Raw genomic sequence first — 16,714 nt, 5'->3', positions numbered from 1 at the left:
CCTTATCATAACTTGAATAAACCGATGATAATCAATAGTACCCCTGGAAGAAAGGTCAAATGCTGGACAACTTTATTATTCGAAAGCAATTTTCCGCTTTGAATTCCGCTCCAAATGAAAATCGAACTCATAACAGCGATGCACCCTGCGAGGATGATCGGTGAAATCCCGATCATAGCCGCTCCAACTCCGGCCCCGAACGCATCCAGCGAAAGTGCAAACCCCAGAACAAGCGCTTCAACACCTGTAATCGTACCTGATTTATCAAAATCGGCATTCAATGGTTTTTGTAAAATATTAATGACTACCCCAAGTGATTTAATTTCAAAATTAAAGATGATCTTTTCATGATATCTATCATCTTTCAAATCTTTTTCAGGCTTAAAATACTGGTATACCATCCAGGCACCAAGAAAAATGAGGATGATGCCGCCTGTTTTTTCAGCAGCCCCGATAGATATGAGCTGACTGATGAATTGTCCGATGACCATCGCTATACCTAAACTCAATGCAGAACAAAATGAGATGACCGCTATTGACCTTAAGGGGATTTTCATCTTCCGCATACCGAATGTCAAACCGACGCCAAATCCGTCAATACTAACTGCAAAAGCGAGAAAAATAATTTGTAGCCACATCGGAATATTACTCCTTCCCTACTCGTTGCTACCCTAGTATATGGAAGGAGCCCATCCGATGTGTTTGAAAAAACTGACCTATTTTAACGGCTGGCATGACGGGCAAATATGTGTGCCGCGTCCTGCAACAACCAGTTTTTCAAGTGGCGTGCCGCATGTTTTGCAGTTCTCGCCTTTTCGTCCATAAACATTCAGTTCCAACTGAAACATGCCGATTTGCCCTTGGGAATTAATGTATGAACGAATCGTGCTTCCGCCTTTTTCCACAGCTTCACCTAACGTCGCAATGATTTCAGCATGCAACGTTTCGATTTCCTGCAACGAGAGTGAAGATGCCATTCTCTCCGGATGGATACCGGAACGGAATAACGACTCGTCCACATATATATTCCCAATCCCGACGACAACGGTTTGATCAAGGAGAACAGGCTTGATTTTCCTGTTGGTTCTTGCCAACTTCCTGCTTAGCCCCTCGACAGTAAAATCTTCGGACAACGGTTCAGGCCCTAAGTGCAAGAGGGGCAACTGTTCAAATTCTTCCCCTTTGGCAAATAGATGCATCGTTCCGAATTTCCGGACATCCCTGTACCGAAGTTCACTGCCATCGGTGAAAGTGAAGATCACATGGGTATGCTTATCATACGGCTCTTCTTTTGGATGGACGCCGTATTTCCCTTCCATCCTTAAATGCGAAACCATCGAATAATCATCCAAGGTGAAAATGAGGAACTTGCCCCGACGGCCTATTGCAGAAATCGTCTGCCCCCTTAAGGCATCCTGAAACTGTTCGACAGGCTCAGGCGCTTTAATGATCTTTGGCCAGAAAACGGACACTTCCTTGATCTCTTTTCCGAGTACGAGCTGCTCTAGCGTTCTTCTGACTGTTTCCACTTCTGGAAGTTCTGGCATTGAAATCACCTATCTTTTATTATTTGGCATCAAACCATGTTGGCCCGAAAGCATAATCCACTTTAAGGGGCACGTTCAATTCAATGGCATTCTCCATTTCCTCCGGAACGATCACTTTAAGGATTTCGAGTTCCTCAGGAGGGGTTTCAAAAATCAATTCATCATGCACCTGTAGAAGCATTCTCGTTTTGAGCCCTTCCCTTTTCAGGCGTTTATTCATGTTGATCATGGCAAGCTTGATGATATCAGCGGCACTGCCTTGAATCGGCGTGTTCATCGCTGTCCGTTCGGCAAAACTCCTGATGTTGAAATTCCTGCTTGTTATCTCAGGTATATATCGCCTTCTTTGCATCAGAGTCGTGCTATATCCTTTTTGACGGGCCTCATGTATGCTTTCTTCCATATATTCCTGAACACCTGGAAAGCTTCGTAAATACTTCTCGATGAACTCTCCAGCTTCTTTTCTCGTGATTCCAAGACTTTGCGATAGTCCGTAATCACTTATACCATAAACGATTCCGAAGTTGACCGCTTTGGCATGACGCCTCATGTTCGAAGTGACTTGATCTGCCGATACATGGAATACATCCATGGCTGTCCTTGTATGGATGTCCATCCCTGCCTGGAACGCTTCCACCAATCCGCTGTCATTGGCGATATGCGCCAGGACACGTAACTCGATCTGGGAGTAGTCGGCAGCAAAAATGATCCAATCCTTTTCGGAAGGAATGAAGGCCTGCCTGATTTTCCTTCCTTCTTCCAGTCTGATCGGGATATTCTGGAGATTGGGATCTGTAGAACTTAACCGACCGGTCTGGGTCAATGCTTGGTTGAACCGGGTGTGCACCTTGTCCGTTTTGCCATTGACCACTTTAAGCAATCCTTCAATGTAAGTGGATTGCAGCTTACCAAGTTGGCGATACAGCAGTATCTCCTTAACGATATCATGCTTGCTCTCCAGTTTTTCCAGCACATCGGCTGAAGTCGAATAACCTGTTTTGGTTTTCTTCATGACCGGAAGCTCCAACTTTTCAAACAGGATGGCCCCAAGCTGTTTAGGTGAATTGATATTGAACGCCTCTCCAGCCAATTCGAAAATTCGCGCTTCGATATTTCTTAGGCGAATGGCTAATTCCTGTCCCATGTTTTTCAGTCGGCCTATGTCCACCTTGATTCCCTGCCATTCCATATTTGCCAGGATGATCGACAATGGCAGCTCCAGTTCCGTAAATAGGTGATACTGCTCGAACTCTTGCAGCTTATCTATCATCGGTTCTTTCAGAGAAAAGATCGCCTTCGATTTTCTGGCGATATGCTCCCTCAATTCCGCTTCCTCAGGTATTTTGCGTTTTGCACCTTTTCCATAAAAAACATCATCTGTTTCAAGCCGGATCGTACCTTGGGTTTTCGTGATTTCTGCGACTTCGTCCACTGACTCTGCCGGATCAAGGATATAGGATGCCAAAAACACATCAAAATCGATGCCTTTTATTTCGACTCCCCGATGACGCAGTGCCACGACCGTACGCTTCGCATCGAAAACCGTTTTCTTTTTTGTTTCATCCTCTGCCCAGGATTTAAATGCATCGGAACTCAGAGCATCCTCTCCATTGAAGTAAAAATGACCTTGTTCATTACTGATAGCGATCCCTATTATGTCGGCTCGATGATAATTATCTTCTAAAATTTCAACATACAAGGCACTTTCATCCGCAAACATTCCTTCTGTCATTTCAGCAGTGTGCACCTCTATCTTCTCCTGTTCAAGCGGTGCGCTTTCCGTTACATCCAATTTATCGAGCAAAGTCGAAAAACCAAGCTCCTTATAGAATGAGATGACTCGATCCTGATCCATGCCAGTGTACTCGGTCTCGTTAACGGAAACTTCAAGCGGCGCTTCCCTCGTTATCGTAGCCAGCTCTTTACTTAATAAGGCCAGGTCTTTATGTTCTTCAATTTTCTCTTTCAATTTTTGTCCGCTTACCTCATCAATCGACTGCAGAAGGTTTTCAACCGTTTCGAATTGATGCAATAATTTAAGGGCAGTCTTTTCACCAACACCCGGAATGCCTGGGATATTGTCGGAGGCATCTCCCATCAGCCCTTTCAAATCAATGATTTGCAAAGGGGATAGACCGTATTTTTCATGTATATGCTTTGGAGTGTATTCCTCAATTTCAGTAATCCCCTTTTTCGTGATGGAAACTGTCGTACTAGGAGAGGATAATTGCGTTAAATCCTTATCACCGGAAATGACCTTCACTTCAAAACCATCTTTTTCCGCTTGTAAAGACAGCGTACCGATAATATCATCGGCTTCGTAGTTCTCCAGTTCATACCTTTTTATTTGAAAACAATCAAGCAGCTCCCGAATGAAAGGGAATTGCTCGGATAATTCTGGCGGCGTTTTTTGGCGCCCCCCCTTATATTCTTTAAATGATGCATGCCTGAATGTCGTTTTACCCGCATCGAATGCCACAAGTATGTGCGTCGGCTTTTCTTCTTCAAGAATGCGGTTGAGCATCATGGTGAATCCGTACACGGAATTCGTATGGACCCCCTTATCATTATTCAAGAGCGGAAGCGCAAAAAACGCACGGTATGCGATGCTGTTTCCATCTATGAGCACTAGCTTTTTATCCAAATCCGTCTTCCTCCAGTCATACAGGTTTATGTAGTTATAGCTTCTATATAAAAACGCAAAAAGCCGTTCATTTTCCTTCTCTATTCTACCATGAGTAGAAGAGGAAAGAAAAATGACGGCATCAAGGTTATTTAGTATTTCCCATTAACAAGCTGGCATAAGGGGAATCAGAAGGCAGAACGATGACCGTTTGATCTCCAATCGTTTTCTTGTAGGATTCAAGAGTCCGGTATAGTTTATAGAATTCGGGGTCTTTGGAAAACGATTTATTATAGATTTTCGCTGCTTCCCCTTCTCCTTCTGCCCTGATCACTTCTGCATCAGCCTCCGCAGTAGAAAGCAGTTCCTTCACTTTCCGATCGGTATCCGCAATGATACGGTTTTTCTTCGCATCACCTTTGGACAGGTATTCTTGCGCTTTCGATTCCCGCTCGGAAATCATCCTCTTGAAGACGGATGCTTCGTTTTCGGAAGGCAGGTCAGTCCGCTTGATCCGGACATCCGTCAAGCTGATTCCATAACTGTCCTTTTGCAGCAAATCATTGACTTTTTCGGTTATGCGGTCGTTTAAACTTCCCCTGGATGACTTCTCATCATTGATGATCTCATCATAATTCAGCTGGCCCAACTCTGAACGAACTGCCGAATAGATGAACTCTTCCATTTTCGTTTCGGCATTCTCAAGTGTCCTTGCATTTGTAATCAATTTCTTCGGATCTTCTATTCTCCAAACTGCATAGTTATCGATCAGCATCCGCTTTTTATCTTTCGTATTGATTTCCGCTTCGGAAACATCGGAAGTCATCTGATACTTCGGTAAGGTCATGATACTCTGAATGAATGGCACCTTCGCCTTCAATCCCGGGGTCTTATCGATCCTTACCACCTCACCGAATTGGCGGACGACCTTGTATTCGCCCTCTTTGACTATATAGACATTGGTGAAGATGATTAGCAGCAGCGCGATGAAAATAATCAGGAAAATGCCGATTCTCACATAGCCCCTCCAATGAAAATCCCCTTTTTTCAACTCAGAGAAATCTATTATTTTTCCACTCATTGTTTAGTGCCCCCTTCCCCTGTCGCTTTTTCTTCCGATGCATTCCCTTTTTTCGTTTCTTCTTCAGGTATGGCGGCTTCATCAGGGGCAGGAGTTTTTTTCGTTTCCTCCTTTTCAAGCGAGCGAAGCGGCAAGTACTTCATTGTGTTTCCATCATCATTCATAATATAAATCTCTGCATTCGGCAATACTTCCTCAAGGGTCTCAATAATAAGGCGGTCCTTCGTAATCCCCTTATTGCCTTTATACTCACTGAGTAATTTTTCAAAGACCGCAACATCTCCGCGGGCAGCTTCCGTACGGGCAGCTTTATCCCCATTAGCCTGTGAAATGATGGCATCTTTTTCCCCTTCCGCTTCATTCATACGCTTATTTTCATATTTATCCGCTTCGTTGATTTTCGTATTCGCCGTTTCACGGGCATCCGTTACATTGGTAAATGCTTTCCGCACTTCTTCATTCGGTAACTCCACGTCCTGGAGTTTAACCGCAGATATGGAAATCCCGACATCATACTTCTCCATTAGCTGTGACAATAAATCGCGTACATCCGCTTCGATTTGCGCTTTACCAGATGTAAGGGCATCATCGATTTTCGTGCTGCCGATTATGCTCCGTAATGCAGCTGAAGTCGTATCGTATAATATTTTTTCTGGATCTTCTGCATTGTATAGATATTTTGGAGGGTCGGTGATTTTCCACTGAACGACTAGGTCGGCCAGCACAATATTTTCATCACCCGTAATCATTTTGGTCTCACTCGGGTAATCCGTCACCTCTCCATCCTCTTCCTTATATCCAAATTTAAGACTGAATGTTTCTTTGGATAATTTCTCGACCGATTGAACTGGCCAAGGCAGTTTAAAGTGAAGTCCTGGTTCCGTTATCGTCTCCTCCACTTTACCAAACGTCATTATGACAGCTTGATCGGATTCATCAACCGTGTACCAGGTCGATATCGCAACTACACCCAAAATTAAAATAAGAAAGACAAGTCCTGTAATTGTATATATTCTTTTTAAGCTAACGATATGTATCACCCCTTCTTTGCAGTTATATCTTATTTACGCAAGAAAGGGCCTAAAGTTTCATAAAAATCAAATATTTTCCTGGAAAAATAGGATAGAGGAATGGTTCCCGGGGAATATAGCCAAAATTAAAAGACAGAGACCATGTCTCTGCCTACAGTTTATTAAGGGTGTACGATTTGAATGTTGATTGGGAACTTAGACGCTATTCCTACAGGAGTTTTGTCTACCTGTTCCAATCATCTTTGCTTTAAAATTTTGGTTGAACTTCTAAATAATCAAACAGAGACTATGTCTCTGTCAATGTTTAACTCCTTGGATGAGGGGTTGTACAACCATTGTACCCCTGCATTATGAAGTCCGTTTTAAGGAATTGTAAAGGACATGTAAATAAGATGCCCGCTACATTTTCCCTTTTAAGCTTTTATTTAAAGTCACTGTAAAAGTCGTCCCGGTTCCAGGTGTGCTTTCCACGTTGATTTTACCTTTATGGACTTCTATTATATGCTTGACGATTGCCAGTCCAATGCCCGTTCCTCCTGAATCGCGGCTCCTCGCCTTATCGATCCGGTAGAACCGTTCAAAGATCCTTGGAAGTTCTTTTTCTTCGATGCCGATCCCGTTGTCTTGAACTGTAATATCGACGGTCTGTTCATTTTCAATGATGTCAACGGTGACCCTGCCGCCATTTGGTGTATAGGTCAATGCGTTCGTAATCAAATTGATGAAAACCTGTTTGATCCTGTCAGATTCCCCTTCAATGAAAACTGGTTCCGGTGATGTTTTAATTTCAAGGGATACCTCTTTTTCCTTCAGCTTGCCTATAAGCATCTCTTGTATTTCGCCAAGCACTTTCGTAATATCCACGACCCCTGCGTTTAAAACGAATTCCTGTTGCTCCATTTTGGATAAATTCAGAAGCTCCTGAATGAGTTCTTGCAGCCGGTCACTTTCTTTCAAGATAATCGATAAAAAGTGCTTTAAGGTCTTTTCGTCTTTTAAGGCGCCATCTAACAATGTTTCAGAGAAGCCTTTAATGGAAGTGATCGGAGTCCTCAATTCATGGGACACATTAGCCACGAAATCCTTCCGCATCTGCTCGAGCCTTTTCAATTCGGTGATATCATGGAAAATGAGGAGGATCCCCTTCCATTCATCATGATTCCCGATTATTGGAGCGCCGTAAATCTCAAAATGCTTACGTTCTATGGCAAGCGGTATCTTCACCTGCCGTTTTATCGTCTTTTCCGTTCGAAAGATCTCTTCGATGATGGCTATCACTTCCTGGTCTTTAATGACCGAATAATATTCCTGAAACAAAAACGTAGCAGCGTTCACACGGAAGCTTTTCTTGAATTCCCGGTTGATCAAGGTCGTATACCCTTTACTGTCTATCAGCAAGACCCCGCTACCGATATTCTCAACAAGAGTTTCCAAACGATCCTGATTCATTTCCCTCGCTATCTCTGTTTCCTGAAGATTCCTCGCCAATATGTTCAAGGAAGTTGTCAGCATTCCCGTTTCATCGGAATGCCTACCGAATGTCCGGGTTCCGTAATTCCCTTTTGCCAGTTCAATGGCTGCCATCGTCGCCTCTTCGATCGGACGGGTATAATATGAAGTGATTTTACTCGCAAGCATCAGGATGATGATCAAGGCAACCCCTAAACAAATGATCAATATTTGCCACATTTGTTTATTCACTTGATGGATGGCCTCTATTTCATTGCTATGGACGACAAAGCCTTCGATCTCGCCGTCCTTTTCAACCGTCTTCCAATAATAATGGAGGTCCGATTCGCCTTCGACCACTTCATACCCTTCCCCATTCTTAAGCCCTTTTTCCAAAGTTATTTTGCGAAGGACATTGGCATGGCTTTTAAGTATTTCATTGGATGATGTCGAATCGTATAATATTTCCCCACTCGCGGAAAGAATGGTTAAATTAGAATCTAAAAGGGGTGTCAGTTTTGCCGTCTTCCCTTTTTCCAAAAAGGACTCGATCCCGCCATGCTCCTGAATATATGTAGAAATGAAAAATGTTTCGTTCTGTATACGCTCATTGAACGTTTTAATATAATAACTTTTGAACAAGTGCCCTAATAAAAAGCCCACGGCCATCAGGACGACCATCACCAATGTGATGAGGGTATATAAGAGCTTTTTACGATAGGTCGTCATTCTTTTTTAGGCTCCTCAAGCTTATACCCCAAGCCCCTTATCGTTTTAATATAGAGTGGTTTTTTTGTATCTTTCTCTATTTTTTCACGAAGATGGCTAATATGGACATCGACGATCCGTGAATCTCCCGCGAAATCATAATTCCATACCGCACTGAGAAGTTGATCCCTGGTCAGCACTCTTCCTTTATTCTTCGCCAAATATAAAAGTAATTCAAATTCCTTTGGAGTCAATTCTAATTGCTGTTCATCAAAGAATGCTTCGTATCGTTCCGGGAACACTTTCAATTCCCCTAATTTCAGGAGACCCTCTTCCTGATCCTGATTTGACTCACTTCCGTTCGATTGCAACTGGGATCTTCTTAAAATGGCTTTAATCCGGGCCACTACCTCCCTGGGACTAAATGGCTTGGTCAAGTAATCATCCGCCCCCAGTTCCAGTCCCAGCACCTTGTCAAATTCATCGTCCTTAGCTGTCAGCATCAAGATCGGTATATTGATTTTTTGCTGGCGAAGCTGCTTACATACTTCAAGCCCGTCCATTTTAGGCAGCATTAAATCCAATACCACTAAATCGGGTCGTATATCCACGGCAGCCTCCAGCCCTTGTTCTCCATCCAAAGCTGTGATCACCGTATAGCCTGATTGTTCTAAATTGTACTGAAGTAAGGTAACTATTGATTGCTCATCATCCACTACGAGAATTTTCTTTGACATTAGATCCTCCTGAATTATGTATTACCCAAAAGACCAATTTCTTGGTCTACTCATCCAATTCCATTATAAAGAATATTATATGAAATTTACACATAAAAAAAACGGAAATAAAGTTATTCCTATCTTCAGCAGGGAGATTATAAGTTCCAGGGTTCTTTTGAAGCGGATTAAAAAACTGCCCGGAGTCGGAATAAGGCCGTGCCTTTTCTTCCAATATCCGGGCAGTTCGATTATGATCTCTTATTGAAGGACTTGCATGACTGCTTTAACTGATTCAACTGATTTTGAAAGTGCCGCTTTTTCGCCTTCAGTCAAATCAAGTTCGATGATTTGTTCAATGCCGTTTGCACCAAGTACAGTCGGCACTCCAAGGTAGATGCCTTCAAATCCGTATTCACCTTCGAGATAAGCGATTGACGGAAGAACGCGACGTTGATCTTTAAGGATCGCTTCAGCCATTTCCACCAGGGATGCAGCCGGTGCATAATAGGCGCTTCCGTTTCCTAGAAGGTTTACGATTTCCCCGCCGCCAGTGCGGGTACGAGCCACAATTGCTTCTAAACGATCTTGAGGGATCAATTTTTCCAAAGGAATTCCGCCTGCATAAGAGTAACGCACTAGAGGAACCATATCGTCTCCGTGTCCGCCAAGTACGAATCCAGTTACATCTTTAACGGATAAGTTTAATTCTTGAGCCACGAAAGTGCGGAAACGAGCTGTATCAAGAACACCTGATTGCCCGATAACGCGTTCTTTAGGGAAACCGGATTCTTTGTATACAGTATAAGTCATTGCATCTACAGGGTTAGTCAAAACGATGATTGTTGTATTAGGGGAATATTTAACGACTTCTTTAGTTACTGATTTCATAACTTTTTGGTTAGTTTGAACTAAGTCGTCACGGCTCATGCCGGGCTTACGGGCAATTCCGGCAGTGATGATCACCACGTCGGAATCAGCTGTTTCTGCATAGTCGGATGTACCGATGATGTTAGCATCGAAACCTAGAACAGGTCCTGCTTCCGCCATATCAAGAGCTTTACCTTTTGTAGGGTTTTCAGCTTGCGGAATATCAACTAAAACAATATCACCAAGCTCTTTTTGAGCTGCCAGGAATGCTGCTGTAGCACCAGTGAATCCAGCACCTACAACTGTGATTTTTTTACGTTTAGACATGTTATTTCCTCCTTAAAATATATAAATACTTTTGGAATACTTTTAACATCCTCTGAAAATATATATAAGCCTCCTGGAAAAGCAGCCCGTTCAGGCACTTTTCCAGAAAGCATATAATGAATTATTTAAGGTTTTTGATAAGCTCATCAGCGAACTCAGAACATTTAACTTCCGTTGCACCATCCATTAGGCGGGCAAAGTCGTATGTAACAACTTTAGAAGCGATTGTTTGTTCCACTGATTTAGTGATGCTGTTTGCAGCTTCGTTCCAGCCAAGGTGCTCAAGTAAAAGAACGCCTGAAAGAAGAACTGAAGATGGGTTAACTTTATCAAGACCAGCATATTTAGGAGCCGTTCCGTGAGTTGCTTCGAAGATGGCATGTCCAGTTTCGTAGTTGATGTTTGCTCCTGGAGCGATACCGATTCCGCCAACTTGTGCAGCTAATGCATCAGAAATGTAATCTCCGTTCAAGTTCATTGTTGCAACAACATCAAACTCTTTAGGACGAGTCAGGATTTGTTGTAAGAAGATATCTGCAATGGAATCTTTAACGATGATTTTGCCTTCAGCTTCAGCAGCAGATTGTGCTTTGTTAGCAGCTTCAGTGCCTTCAGCATCTTTAATTTTGTCATATTGGTTCCATGTGAACACTTTATCGGCGAATTCTTGTTCTGCAACTTCATAACCCCAAGTTTTGAATGCACCTTCAGTGAATTTCATGATGTTACCTTTATGAACAAGCGTTAATGACTTACGGCCTTCTTTGATCGCATAGTTAAGTGCAGCGCGAACAAGACGTTTTGTTCCTTCTTCGGAAATCGGTTTAATTCCGATACCTGAAGTTTCAGGGAAACGAATTTTTTGAACACCGAATTCATTTTGAAGGAATTCGATTAATTTCTTAGCTTCGTCAGAACCTTTTGCATATTCGATACCAGCATAGATGTCTTCAGTGTTTTCACGGAAGATGACCATGTCAGTGTCTTCTGGACGTTTAACTGGTGAAGGTACACCATCAAAGTAACGCACTGGACGAAGACATACGAATAAGTCCAATACTTGACGCAATGCAACGTTCAATGAGCGGATACCGCCACCGATTGGAGTTGTAAGAGGTCCTTTAATAGCGATTAGATATTCGTTAATGACATCAAGAGTTTCTTGTGGAAGCCATTCGCCCGTTTGGTCAAATGCTTTTTGTCCAGCTAAAACTTCTTTCCATTCGATTTTCTTTTCGCCATTGTAAGCTTTTTCAACTGCTGCGTCTAAAACGCGGGATGCTGCAGCCCAGATATCAGGACCGATTCCGTCTCCCTCAATATAAGGAACGATTGGGTTGTTTGGTACGTTAAGTACACCGTTAGTAACTGTGATTTTTTGGCTTTGTGTCATGTCTCTTACCTCCGATTCAAATTCAAAGGTTAGATGGCCTGCCCTTAAATAAGGCAGAACCACTAACCTTTTTTACTCACATCTATTAATTTACTACAAATTCGATGAAATAAAAAATGATTTTTCGAAAAAACTTTTAATTAGCGGTTTTCAATCGGTACATATTTTTGCATACCTGGTCCAACATACTCTGCACGCGGACGGATAAGGCGGTTGTTTGAATATTGCTCAAGGATATGAGCGATCCAGCCTGAAGCACGGCTTACAGCAAAGATTGGTGTAAATAGGTCATGCTCGATGCCTAAACTGTGGTATACGGAAGCAGAATAGAAATCCACGTTCGGCGGAAGATTCTTTTGACCGGTTACGATTTCATGAATTTTGATGGACATATCATAATATTGCGGTTGTCCAGTAAGTTCAGTCAGTTTTTGTGACATTTCTTTAAGGTGTTTAGCACGAGGATCACCTTTACGGTATACACGGTGGCCAAAGCCCATGATTTTTTCTTTATTGGCTAATTTTTCGTTGATATATGGCTCAACGTTATCAACTGAACCAATTTCTGTAAGCATTTTCATGACTTGTTCGTTAGCTCCGCCATGAAGTGGGCCTTTTAAAGCGCCGATGGCAGCAGTTACACCAGAATAGATATCAGCTAATGTAGCCACACAAACGCGTGCAGTGAATGTAGAAGCGTTTAATTCATGGTCAGCATGAAGAACCAATGCTTTGTTGAATGCTTCTTCTTCGATTGCCGTTGGTTCATTACCGCTTAACATATATAAGAAGTTAGCAGCAAAGCTTAAATCTGTACGCGGAGCAACAGCTTCTTTCCCTTGACGGACGCGAGCGAAAGTTGTTACCAATGTAGGGATTTTTGCTTGGATGCGGATTGCTTTACGATAGTTAGCTTCTTCACTCATTACATCTGCTTCTTCATCATAAAGACCAAGAAGAGATACTGCAGTGCGAAGAGCTCCCATTGGATGTACTTTATCAATTGGGTATGTTTTGAAGTGATTAACCACTTCAGCTGGAATTTCAGCATTTTCAGCAAGTTGTTTAGTTAATTCTTCTAGTTGGCTTTTGTTCGGAAGAGCTCCGTGCCATAAAAGATAGATTACTTCCTCGAATGTTGCGTTCGAAGCCAAATCATCGATGTCATAACCTACATACGTTAATGTGTCATCGATAATGGAGCTTACTGATGAAGTTGTTGCTACCACACCTTCAAGACCTTTTGTTGCTGTCATACTAAATCTCTCCTTTTCCTAGATATTCCCCTATGCCCTTGCTATTAGCGTATAAATGTAGCGCTTCCAAGAAATTAGCTATTGTAAACAACCATCTATTTTTTAGCAGAAGACATACATCTTGTATTGGAAGCGTTCACAGAATATGACCCCAACAATAGTAAAATGTACGATAATCTTTAATAAGAAATTCTAAAAATAATGCTTGTAGCTATTCCTAGTGAGCGCTTGCTCAATAACTACATCTTTTTTTTAAGATTCCTCAAAAATATCAATGATATTCTGAATCCCAATTTTAATAAATCAGAGCAGTTACATGATTATTATAAACAATAAACACTTTTTTGGGAATGAAAAGCACTTAAAATGTGAAAAAATTATTATTTTATTAGAAAAATTAGCTACATATTCTCTTGCTTTATTCATGCGTTTAAAATCGTTTTTTTCAAAAAAAATGTCTCAAAGCAGAATAAACGAAACATTAAATAGAAAATTTACATTTCCAGTACTGACGGACTTTTCTCCCCTTAGCCTCTCGCTTCATTTAAAAAAATTGAAGATCTGCATGCATAAATAAGCAATTCCTGCCCCGATTAACGGGCCGACAGCCACACCTTTGAATAAGGCGACCGCAAGAATCGTCCCAAATACAAGAGCGGTGGTAATGTGCGGATCATGCGACAGCAGTGTAATCCCATTTTTTGCTATGAGCGCAACGGCTATTCCGGATGCAAGTGCAATCCAGGCATAAGGGGATTTTATCGCGTCTCCTAGTTCCTTGAAACCAATCGCCCCGTTTGCTATGGGAATGAGTACGGAGATCGTGATGATCGTGACGCCCAGGTTGATTCCTTTCGCTTCCAGGTATGGAAACACTTTAGCGTCAAGGCCAATCAGTTTCATGCTTAAAAGAAAACCCGCAGCCATGATCAGTGAGGTATTTTTCCCAAACCAACCGATTGCAGCAAGCAGAATTAAAAATACGACAGGACCGTTTATCATTATCCCTTCACCTTCTTCCTTCTGTTTTTTGTTATTTTAACATAACAAACTCCCTTCTTCTTGGGAGAAAAATGATTTAAGGAACGATGCATCTGCAGAAAAAATTCAAAACGAAAGATGAAAGAATCTTTCCTTTCTTTTCCATCATCGTTACAATTATAATACAAACTTAATGGTTGAAGGAGGATATGACTTGAATCCGGTATATATGTATCGTTTCATTCGTTCTTTACTGGTCGTCGGAGGGATAATTTTAGGTGGAATTGCCTTGTTTTATTTATCTAAATATACATATCCTTTCATCATTGCCATGATCATCGCTTTCTTGATGAATCCCCTGGTCATTTTTTTCGAAAGGAAAGGACGGCTGCCACGGGGGTTGGCTGTATTCGTTTCCCTTTTACTCATTTTCCTTTTATTTGCAGGTCTTATCACCTTACTGGTCACCGAGATCATTTCAGGGACCAATTACCTTGCCGGAGTCATCCCGAAACACATTGAAACCATCGTGGATTATATAGAAACATATATCGCTACCACCGTCATCCCTTTATATAATCAAATAGCTGCCATGTTCAATAATTTGGATACCGAACAGCAAGACACAATCCTCAAGAATATCCAAAATATCGGTGAATCCATCACGACGGGAGTAAGCGGCTTCATTCAAGCCTTCTTGAAGAACATCCCCACAATCATCGGATGGTTTCCAACTACAGCAACGGCACTCCTTTTTACTTTGCTTGGCACATTTTTCATCAGCAAAGATTGGGATACCTTCGGCCGCATGACCGGAAAAGTGTTGCCTGATAAGATTTTTGCAGGTGCAAAGCGATTATTCAGGGATTTAAAACGGGCTTTATTCGGGTTCATCCGGGCACAATTCACTCTTGTTTCATTGACGACTGTCACGATTTTAATCGGATTTCTCATTTTAGGGGTGAATTATTCAATTACCATTGCCCTGATATGCGGACTGGTCGATATTATTCCCTATTTAGGGACAGGTACGATTTTCATTCCTTGGATCATCTTTGAATTCATCGCCGGGAATACAAGTCTCGCAATCGGTTTGTCCGTCCTGTACATAATCGTCGTTGTCCAGCGTCAGCTAATAGAGCCAAAAGTACTTTCATCCAGTATTGGTTTGGATCCGCTTGCCACTCTCATCGCCTTATTCATCGGATTCAAATTGATCGGTTTTCTAGGACTGATTGCAGGACCTGTCGTACTTGTCATATTCAATACACTTCAGCGTGCCAATGTCTTCAAGGCCATATGGACTTTCATCATCGGGGATACAAAGAAAACCACTTAAGGCAATCCAGACATCTATTAGCCACTCTTTTCCATTTAAAAATCCGCCTCGGGTACAAGGCGGATTTTTGGTTTTAAACTAGAATTATTTCGACGTCTCGAATTGTTCTGTTTCAGTAGATCCTGCAAGTGCTGTTGTGGATGATGTTCCACCAGAAACGACTTGTGCCACTTCATCAAAGTAACCCGTTCCCACTTCACGCTGATGACGTGTTGCTGTATAGCCGTCCGGCTCACTAGCGAATTCCGCTTGTTGAAGTTCAGAGTATGCAGCCATGCCGCGTTCTTTATAACCAAGAGCTAGGTTGAACATGCTATGATTCAATGAATGGAAGCCTGCAAGTGTAACGAATTGGAATTTATAACCCAATTTACCCAATTCCACTTGATAATTGGCAATCTCTTCATCACTTAATTTCGCTTTCCAGTTAAATGATGGGGAACAATTGTAAGCAAGCAATTTTCCCGGGAACTCTGCATGGATGGCCTCGGCAAAGCGGCGAGCATCCGCTAGATTAGGTTCAGAAGTCTCACACCAAATAAGGTCGGCATATGGCGCATAAGCAAGGCCTCTTGCAATTGCTTGGTCAAGACCTGCATTTGTGCGGTAGAATCCCTCTGGAGTCCTTTCACCAGTGATGAATGGTGCATCGACCGGATCTATATCGTCGGTGATCAAATCTGCAGCATCAGCATCCGTACGGGCAATCAAGATGGTCGGTGTACCCATTACATCGGCTGCCAATCGGGCGGAAACTAAATTACGTACTGCCGTTTGGGTTGGAAGAAGGACTTTACCGCCTAGGTGACCGCATTTTTTCTCGGAAGAAAGCTGGTCTTCGAAGTGAACGCCAGCCGCTCCAGCTTCGATCATGCCTTTCATTAATTCGAAGACGTTAAGGGAACCGCCAAAACCTGCTTCAGCATCCGCCACGATTGGAGCGAACCAATCGATATCATTTTTCCCTTCAGCAAAGCTGATTTGGTCTGCACGCTGAAGTGTCTGATTAATGCGTTTAACAACTTGCGGCACGGAGTTGGCTGGATATAAACTTTGGTCAGGGTACATTTGCCCTGCGATGTTAGCATCTGCCGCCACTTGCCAGCCGCTTAAGTAGATTGCTTTTAAACCAGCTTTCACCTGCTGCATGGCTTGGTTACCGGTCAATGCTCCTAATGCATTGATGAAATCCTCTGTTTTTAATAGATTCCATAGTTTTTCTGAACCGCGGCGTGCCAATGTTTGTTCAATATCGATGGAACCTCTCAGTTTAATGACTTCCTCGGCCGTATAAGGACGTTTAATACCAGTCCACCGTGAGTCATTTTCCCAGCTTTGTTGTAATTTTTGCGCTCTCTCATTCATCATCATTATTTCCTCCTAATTCATATTA

Annotated in this window: 13 protein-coding genes; 1 reads left to right on the top strand and 12 read right to left on the bottom strand. The window is 42.4% G+C overall.

Annotated elements, in window-relative coordinates:
- Positions 1-5: 5 nt before the first annotated feature.
- The 11 genes from ytaF to AC1DIV_RS04240 form a co-directional block, all read right to left on the bottom strand.
- Positions 6-638: a sporulation membrane protein YtaF gene (ytaF, locus tag AC1DIV_RS04290; RefSeq protein WP_034309090.1), complete on the bottom strand. Its 633-nt coding sequence runs from the start codon at positions 636-638 to the stop codon at positions 6-8.
- Positions 639-716: 78 nt separating this feature from the next.
- Positions 717-1,547 carry a DNA-formamidopyrimidine glycosylase gene (gene mutM / locus AC1DIV_RS04285; protein WP_048681155.1) on the bottom strand — a complete coding sequence of 277 codons (831 nt, stop codon included), beginning with the start codon at positions 1,545-1,547 and terminating at the stop codon, positions 717-719.
- Between the two features lie 19 nt (positions 1,548-1,566).
- Entirely contained in the window at positions 1,567-4,191 is a 2,625-nt protein-coding gene (gene polA, locus AC1DIV_RS04280) for a DNA polymerase I (protein ID WP_096337892.1), read from the bottom strand.
- Between the two features lie 127 nt (positions 4,192-4,318).
- Positions 4,319-5,251, bottom strand: coding sequence for a protease modulator HflC (hflC, locus tag AC1DIV_RS04275; protein ID WP_034309097.1), 933 nt, complete (start codon positions 5,249-5,251; stop codon positions 4,319-4,321).
- Positions 5,248-6,282 carry an FtsH protease activity modulator HflK gene (gene hflK, locus AC1DIV_RS04270; RefSeq protein ID WP_048681237.1) on the bottom strand — a complete coding sequence of 345 codons (1,035 nt, stop codon included), beginning with the start codon at positions 6,280-6,282 and terminating at the stop codon, positions 5,248-5,250. Before hflK ends, hflC begins: the two co-directional genes overlap by 4 nt.
- Before the next feature lie 399 nt (positions 6,283-6,681).
- Positions 6,682-8,460, bottom strand: a complete 1,779-nt coding sequence (gene pnpS / locus AC1DIV_RS04265; protein WP_072273368.1) for a two-component system histidine kinase PnpS — start codon at positions 8,458-8,460, stop codon at positions 6,682-6,684.
- Positions 8,457-9,176: a response regulator transcription factor gene (locus AC1DIV_RS04260; protein WP_034309100.1), complete on the bottom strand. Its 720-nt coding sequence runs from the start codon at positions 9,174-9,176 to the stop codon at positions 8,457-8,459. Before AC1DIV_RS04260 ends, pnpS begins: the two co-directional genes overlap by 4 nt.
- 240 nt (positions 9,177-9,416) lie before the next feature.
- On the bottom strand, positions 9,417-10,352 hold the full coding sequence (gene mdh, locus AC1DIV_RS04255; protein ID WP_034309103.1) for a malate dehydrogenase: 936 nt from the start codon (positions 10,350-10,352) through the stop codon (positions 9,417-9,419).
- 121 nt (positions 10,353-10,473) lie between these two features.
- Positions 10,474-11,802 carry an NADP-dependent isocitrate dehydrogenase gene (gene icd, locus AC1DIV_RS04250; protein WP_260088772.1) on the bottom strand — a complete coding sequence of 443 codons (1,329 nt, stop codon included), beginning with the start codon at positions 11,800-11,802 and terminating at the stop codon, positions 10,474-10,476.
- A gap of 83 nt (positions 11,803-11,885) precedes the next feature.
- Positions 11,886-13,001: a citrate synthase gene (gene citZ, locus AC1DIV_RS04245; protein ID WP_048681140.1), complete on the bottom strand. Its 1,116-nt coding sequence runs from the start codon at positions 12,999-13,001 to the stop codon at positions 11,886-11,888.
- Positions 13,002-13,541: 540 nt separating this feature from the next.
- A complete protein-coding gene (locus AC1DIV_RS04240) occupies positions 13,542-14,003 on the bottom strand; it encodes a DUF441 domain-containing protein (protein ID WP_034309113.1) in 462 nt (153 codons plus the stop codon).
- 193 nt (positions 14,004-14,196) lie between these two features.
- On the opposite strand from AC1DIV_RS04240, the gene ytvI reads away from it, so the two are divergent.
- Positions 14,197-15,321: a sporulation integral membrane protein YtvI gene (gene ytvI / locus AC1DIV_RS04235; RefSeq protein WP_057276705.1), complete on the top strand. Its 1,125-nt coding sequence runs from the start codon at positions 14,197-14,199 to the stop codon at positions 15,319-15,321.
- Positions 15,322-15,405: 84 nt separating this feature from the next.
- Here ytvI and aceA read toward each other — a convergent pair whose 3' ends face one another.
- On the bottom strand, positions 15,406-16,689 hold the full coding sequence (gene aceA, locus AC1DIV_RS04230) for an isocitrate lyase (RefSeq protein WP_034309118.1): 1,284 nt from the start codon (positions 16,687-16,689) through the stop codon (positions 15,406-15,408).
- Positions 16,690-16,714 lie beyond the last annotated feature (25 nt).

It is taken from the genome of Peribacillus sp. 05N428 (assembly GCF_056397085.1).
This window is presented reverse-complemented; position numbering and strand designations above follow the sequence as displayed.

Coding starts and splice junctions, on each gene's coding strand:
- ytaF (WP_034309090.1), bottom strand. CDS start 638: ATGTGGCTACAAATTATTTTTCTCGCTTTTGCAGTTAGTATTGACGGA.
- mutM (WP_048681155.1), bottom strand. CDS start 1,547: ATGCCAGAACTTCCAGAAGTGGAAACAGTCAGAAGAACGCTAGAGCAG.
- hflC (WP_034309097.1), bottom strand. CDS start 5,251: ATGAGTGGAAAAATAATAGATTTCTCTGAGTTGAAAAAAGGGGATTTT.
- pnpS (WP_072273368.1), bottom strand. CDS start 8,460: ATGACGACCTATCGTAAAAAGCTCTTATATACCCTCATCACATTGGTG.
- AC1DIV_RS04260 (WP_034309100.1), bottom strand. CDS start 9,176: ATGTCAAAGAAAATTCTCGTAGTGGATGATGAGCAATCAATAGTTACC.
- mdh (WP_034309103.1), bottom strand. CDS start 10,352: ATGTCTAAACGTAAAAAAATCACAGTTGTAGGTGCTGGATTCACTGGT.
- citZ (WP_048681140.1), bottom strand. CDS start 13,001: ATGACAGCAACAAAAGGTCTTGAAGGTGTGGTAGCAACAACTTCATCA.
- AC1DIV_RS04240 (WP_034309113.1), bottom strand. CDS start 14,003: ATGATAAACGGTCCTGTCGTATTTTTAATTCTGCTTGCTGCAATCGGT.
- aceA (WP_034309118.1), bottom strand. CDS start 16,689: ATGATGAATGAGAGAGCGCAAAAATTACAACAAAGCTGGGAAAATGAC.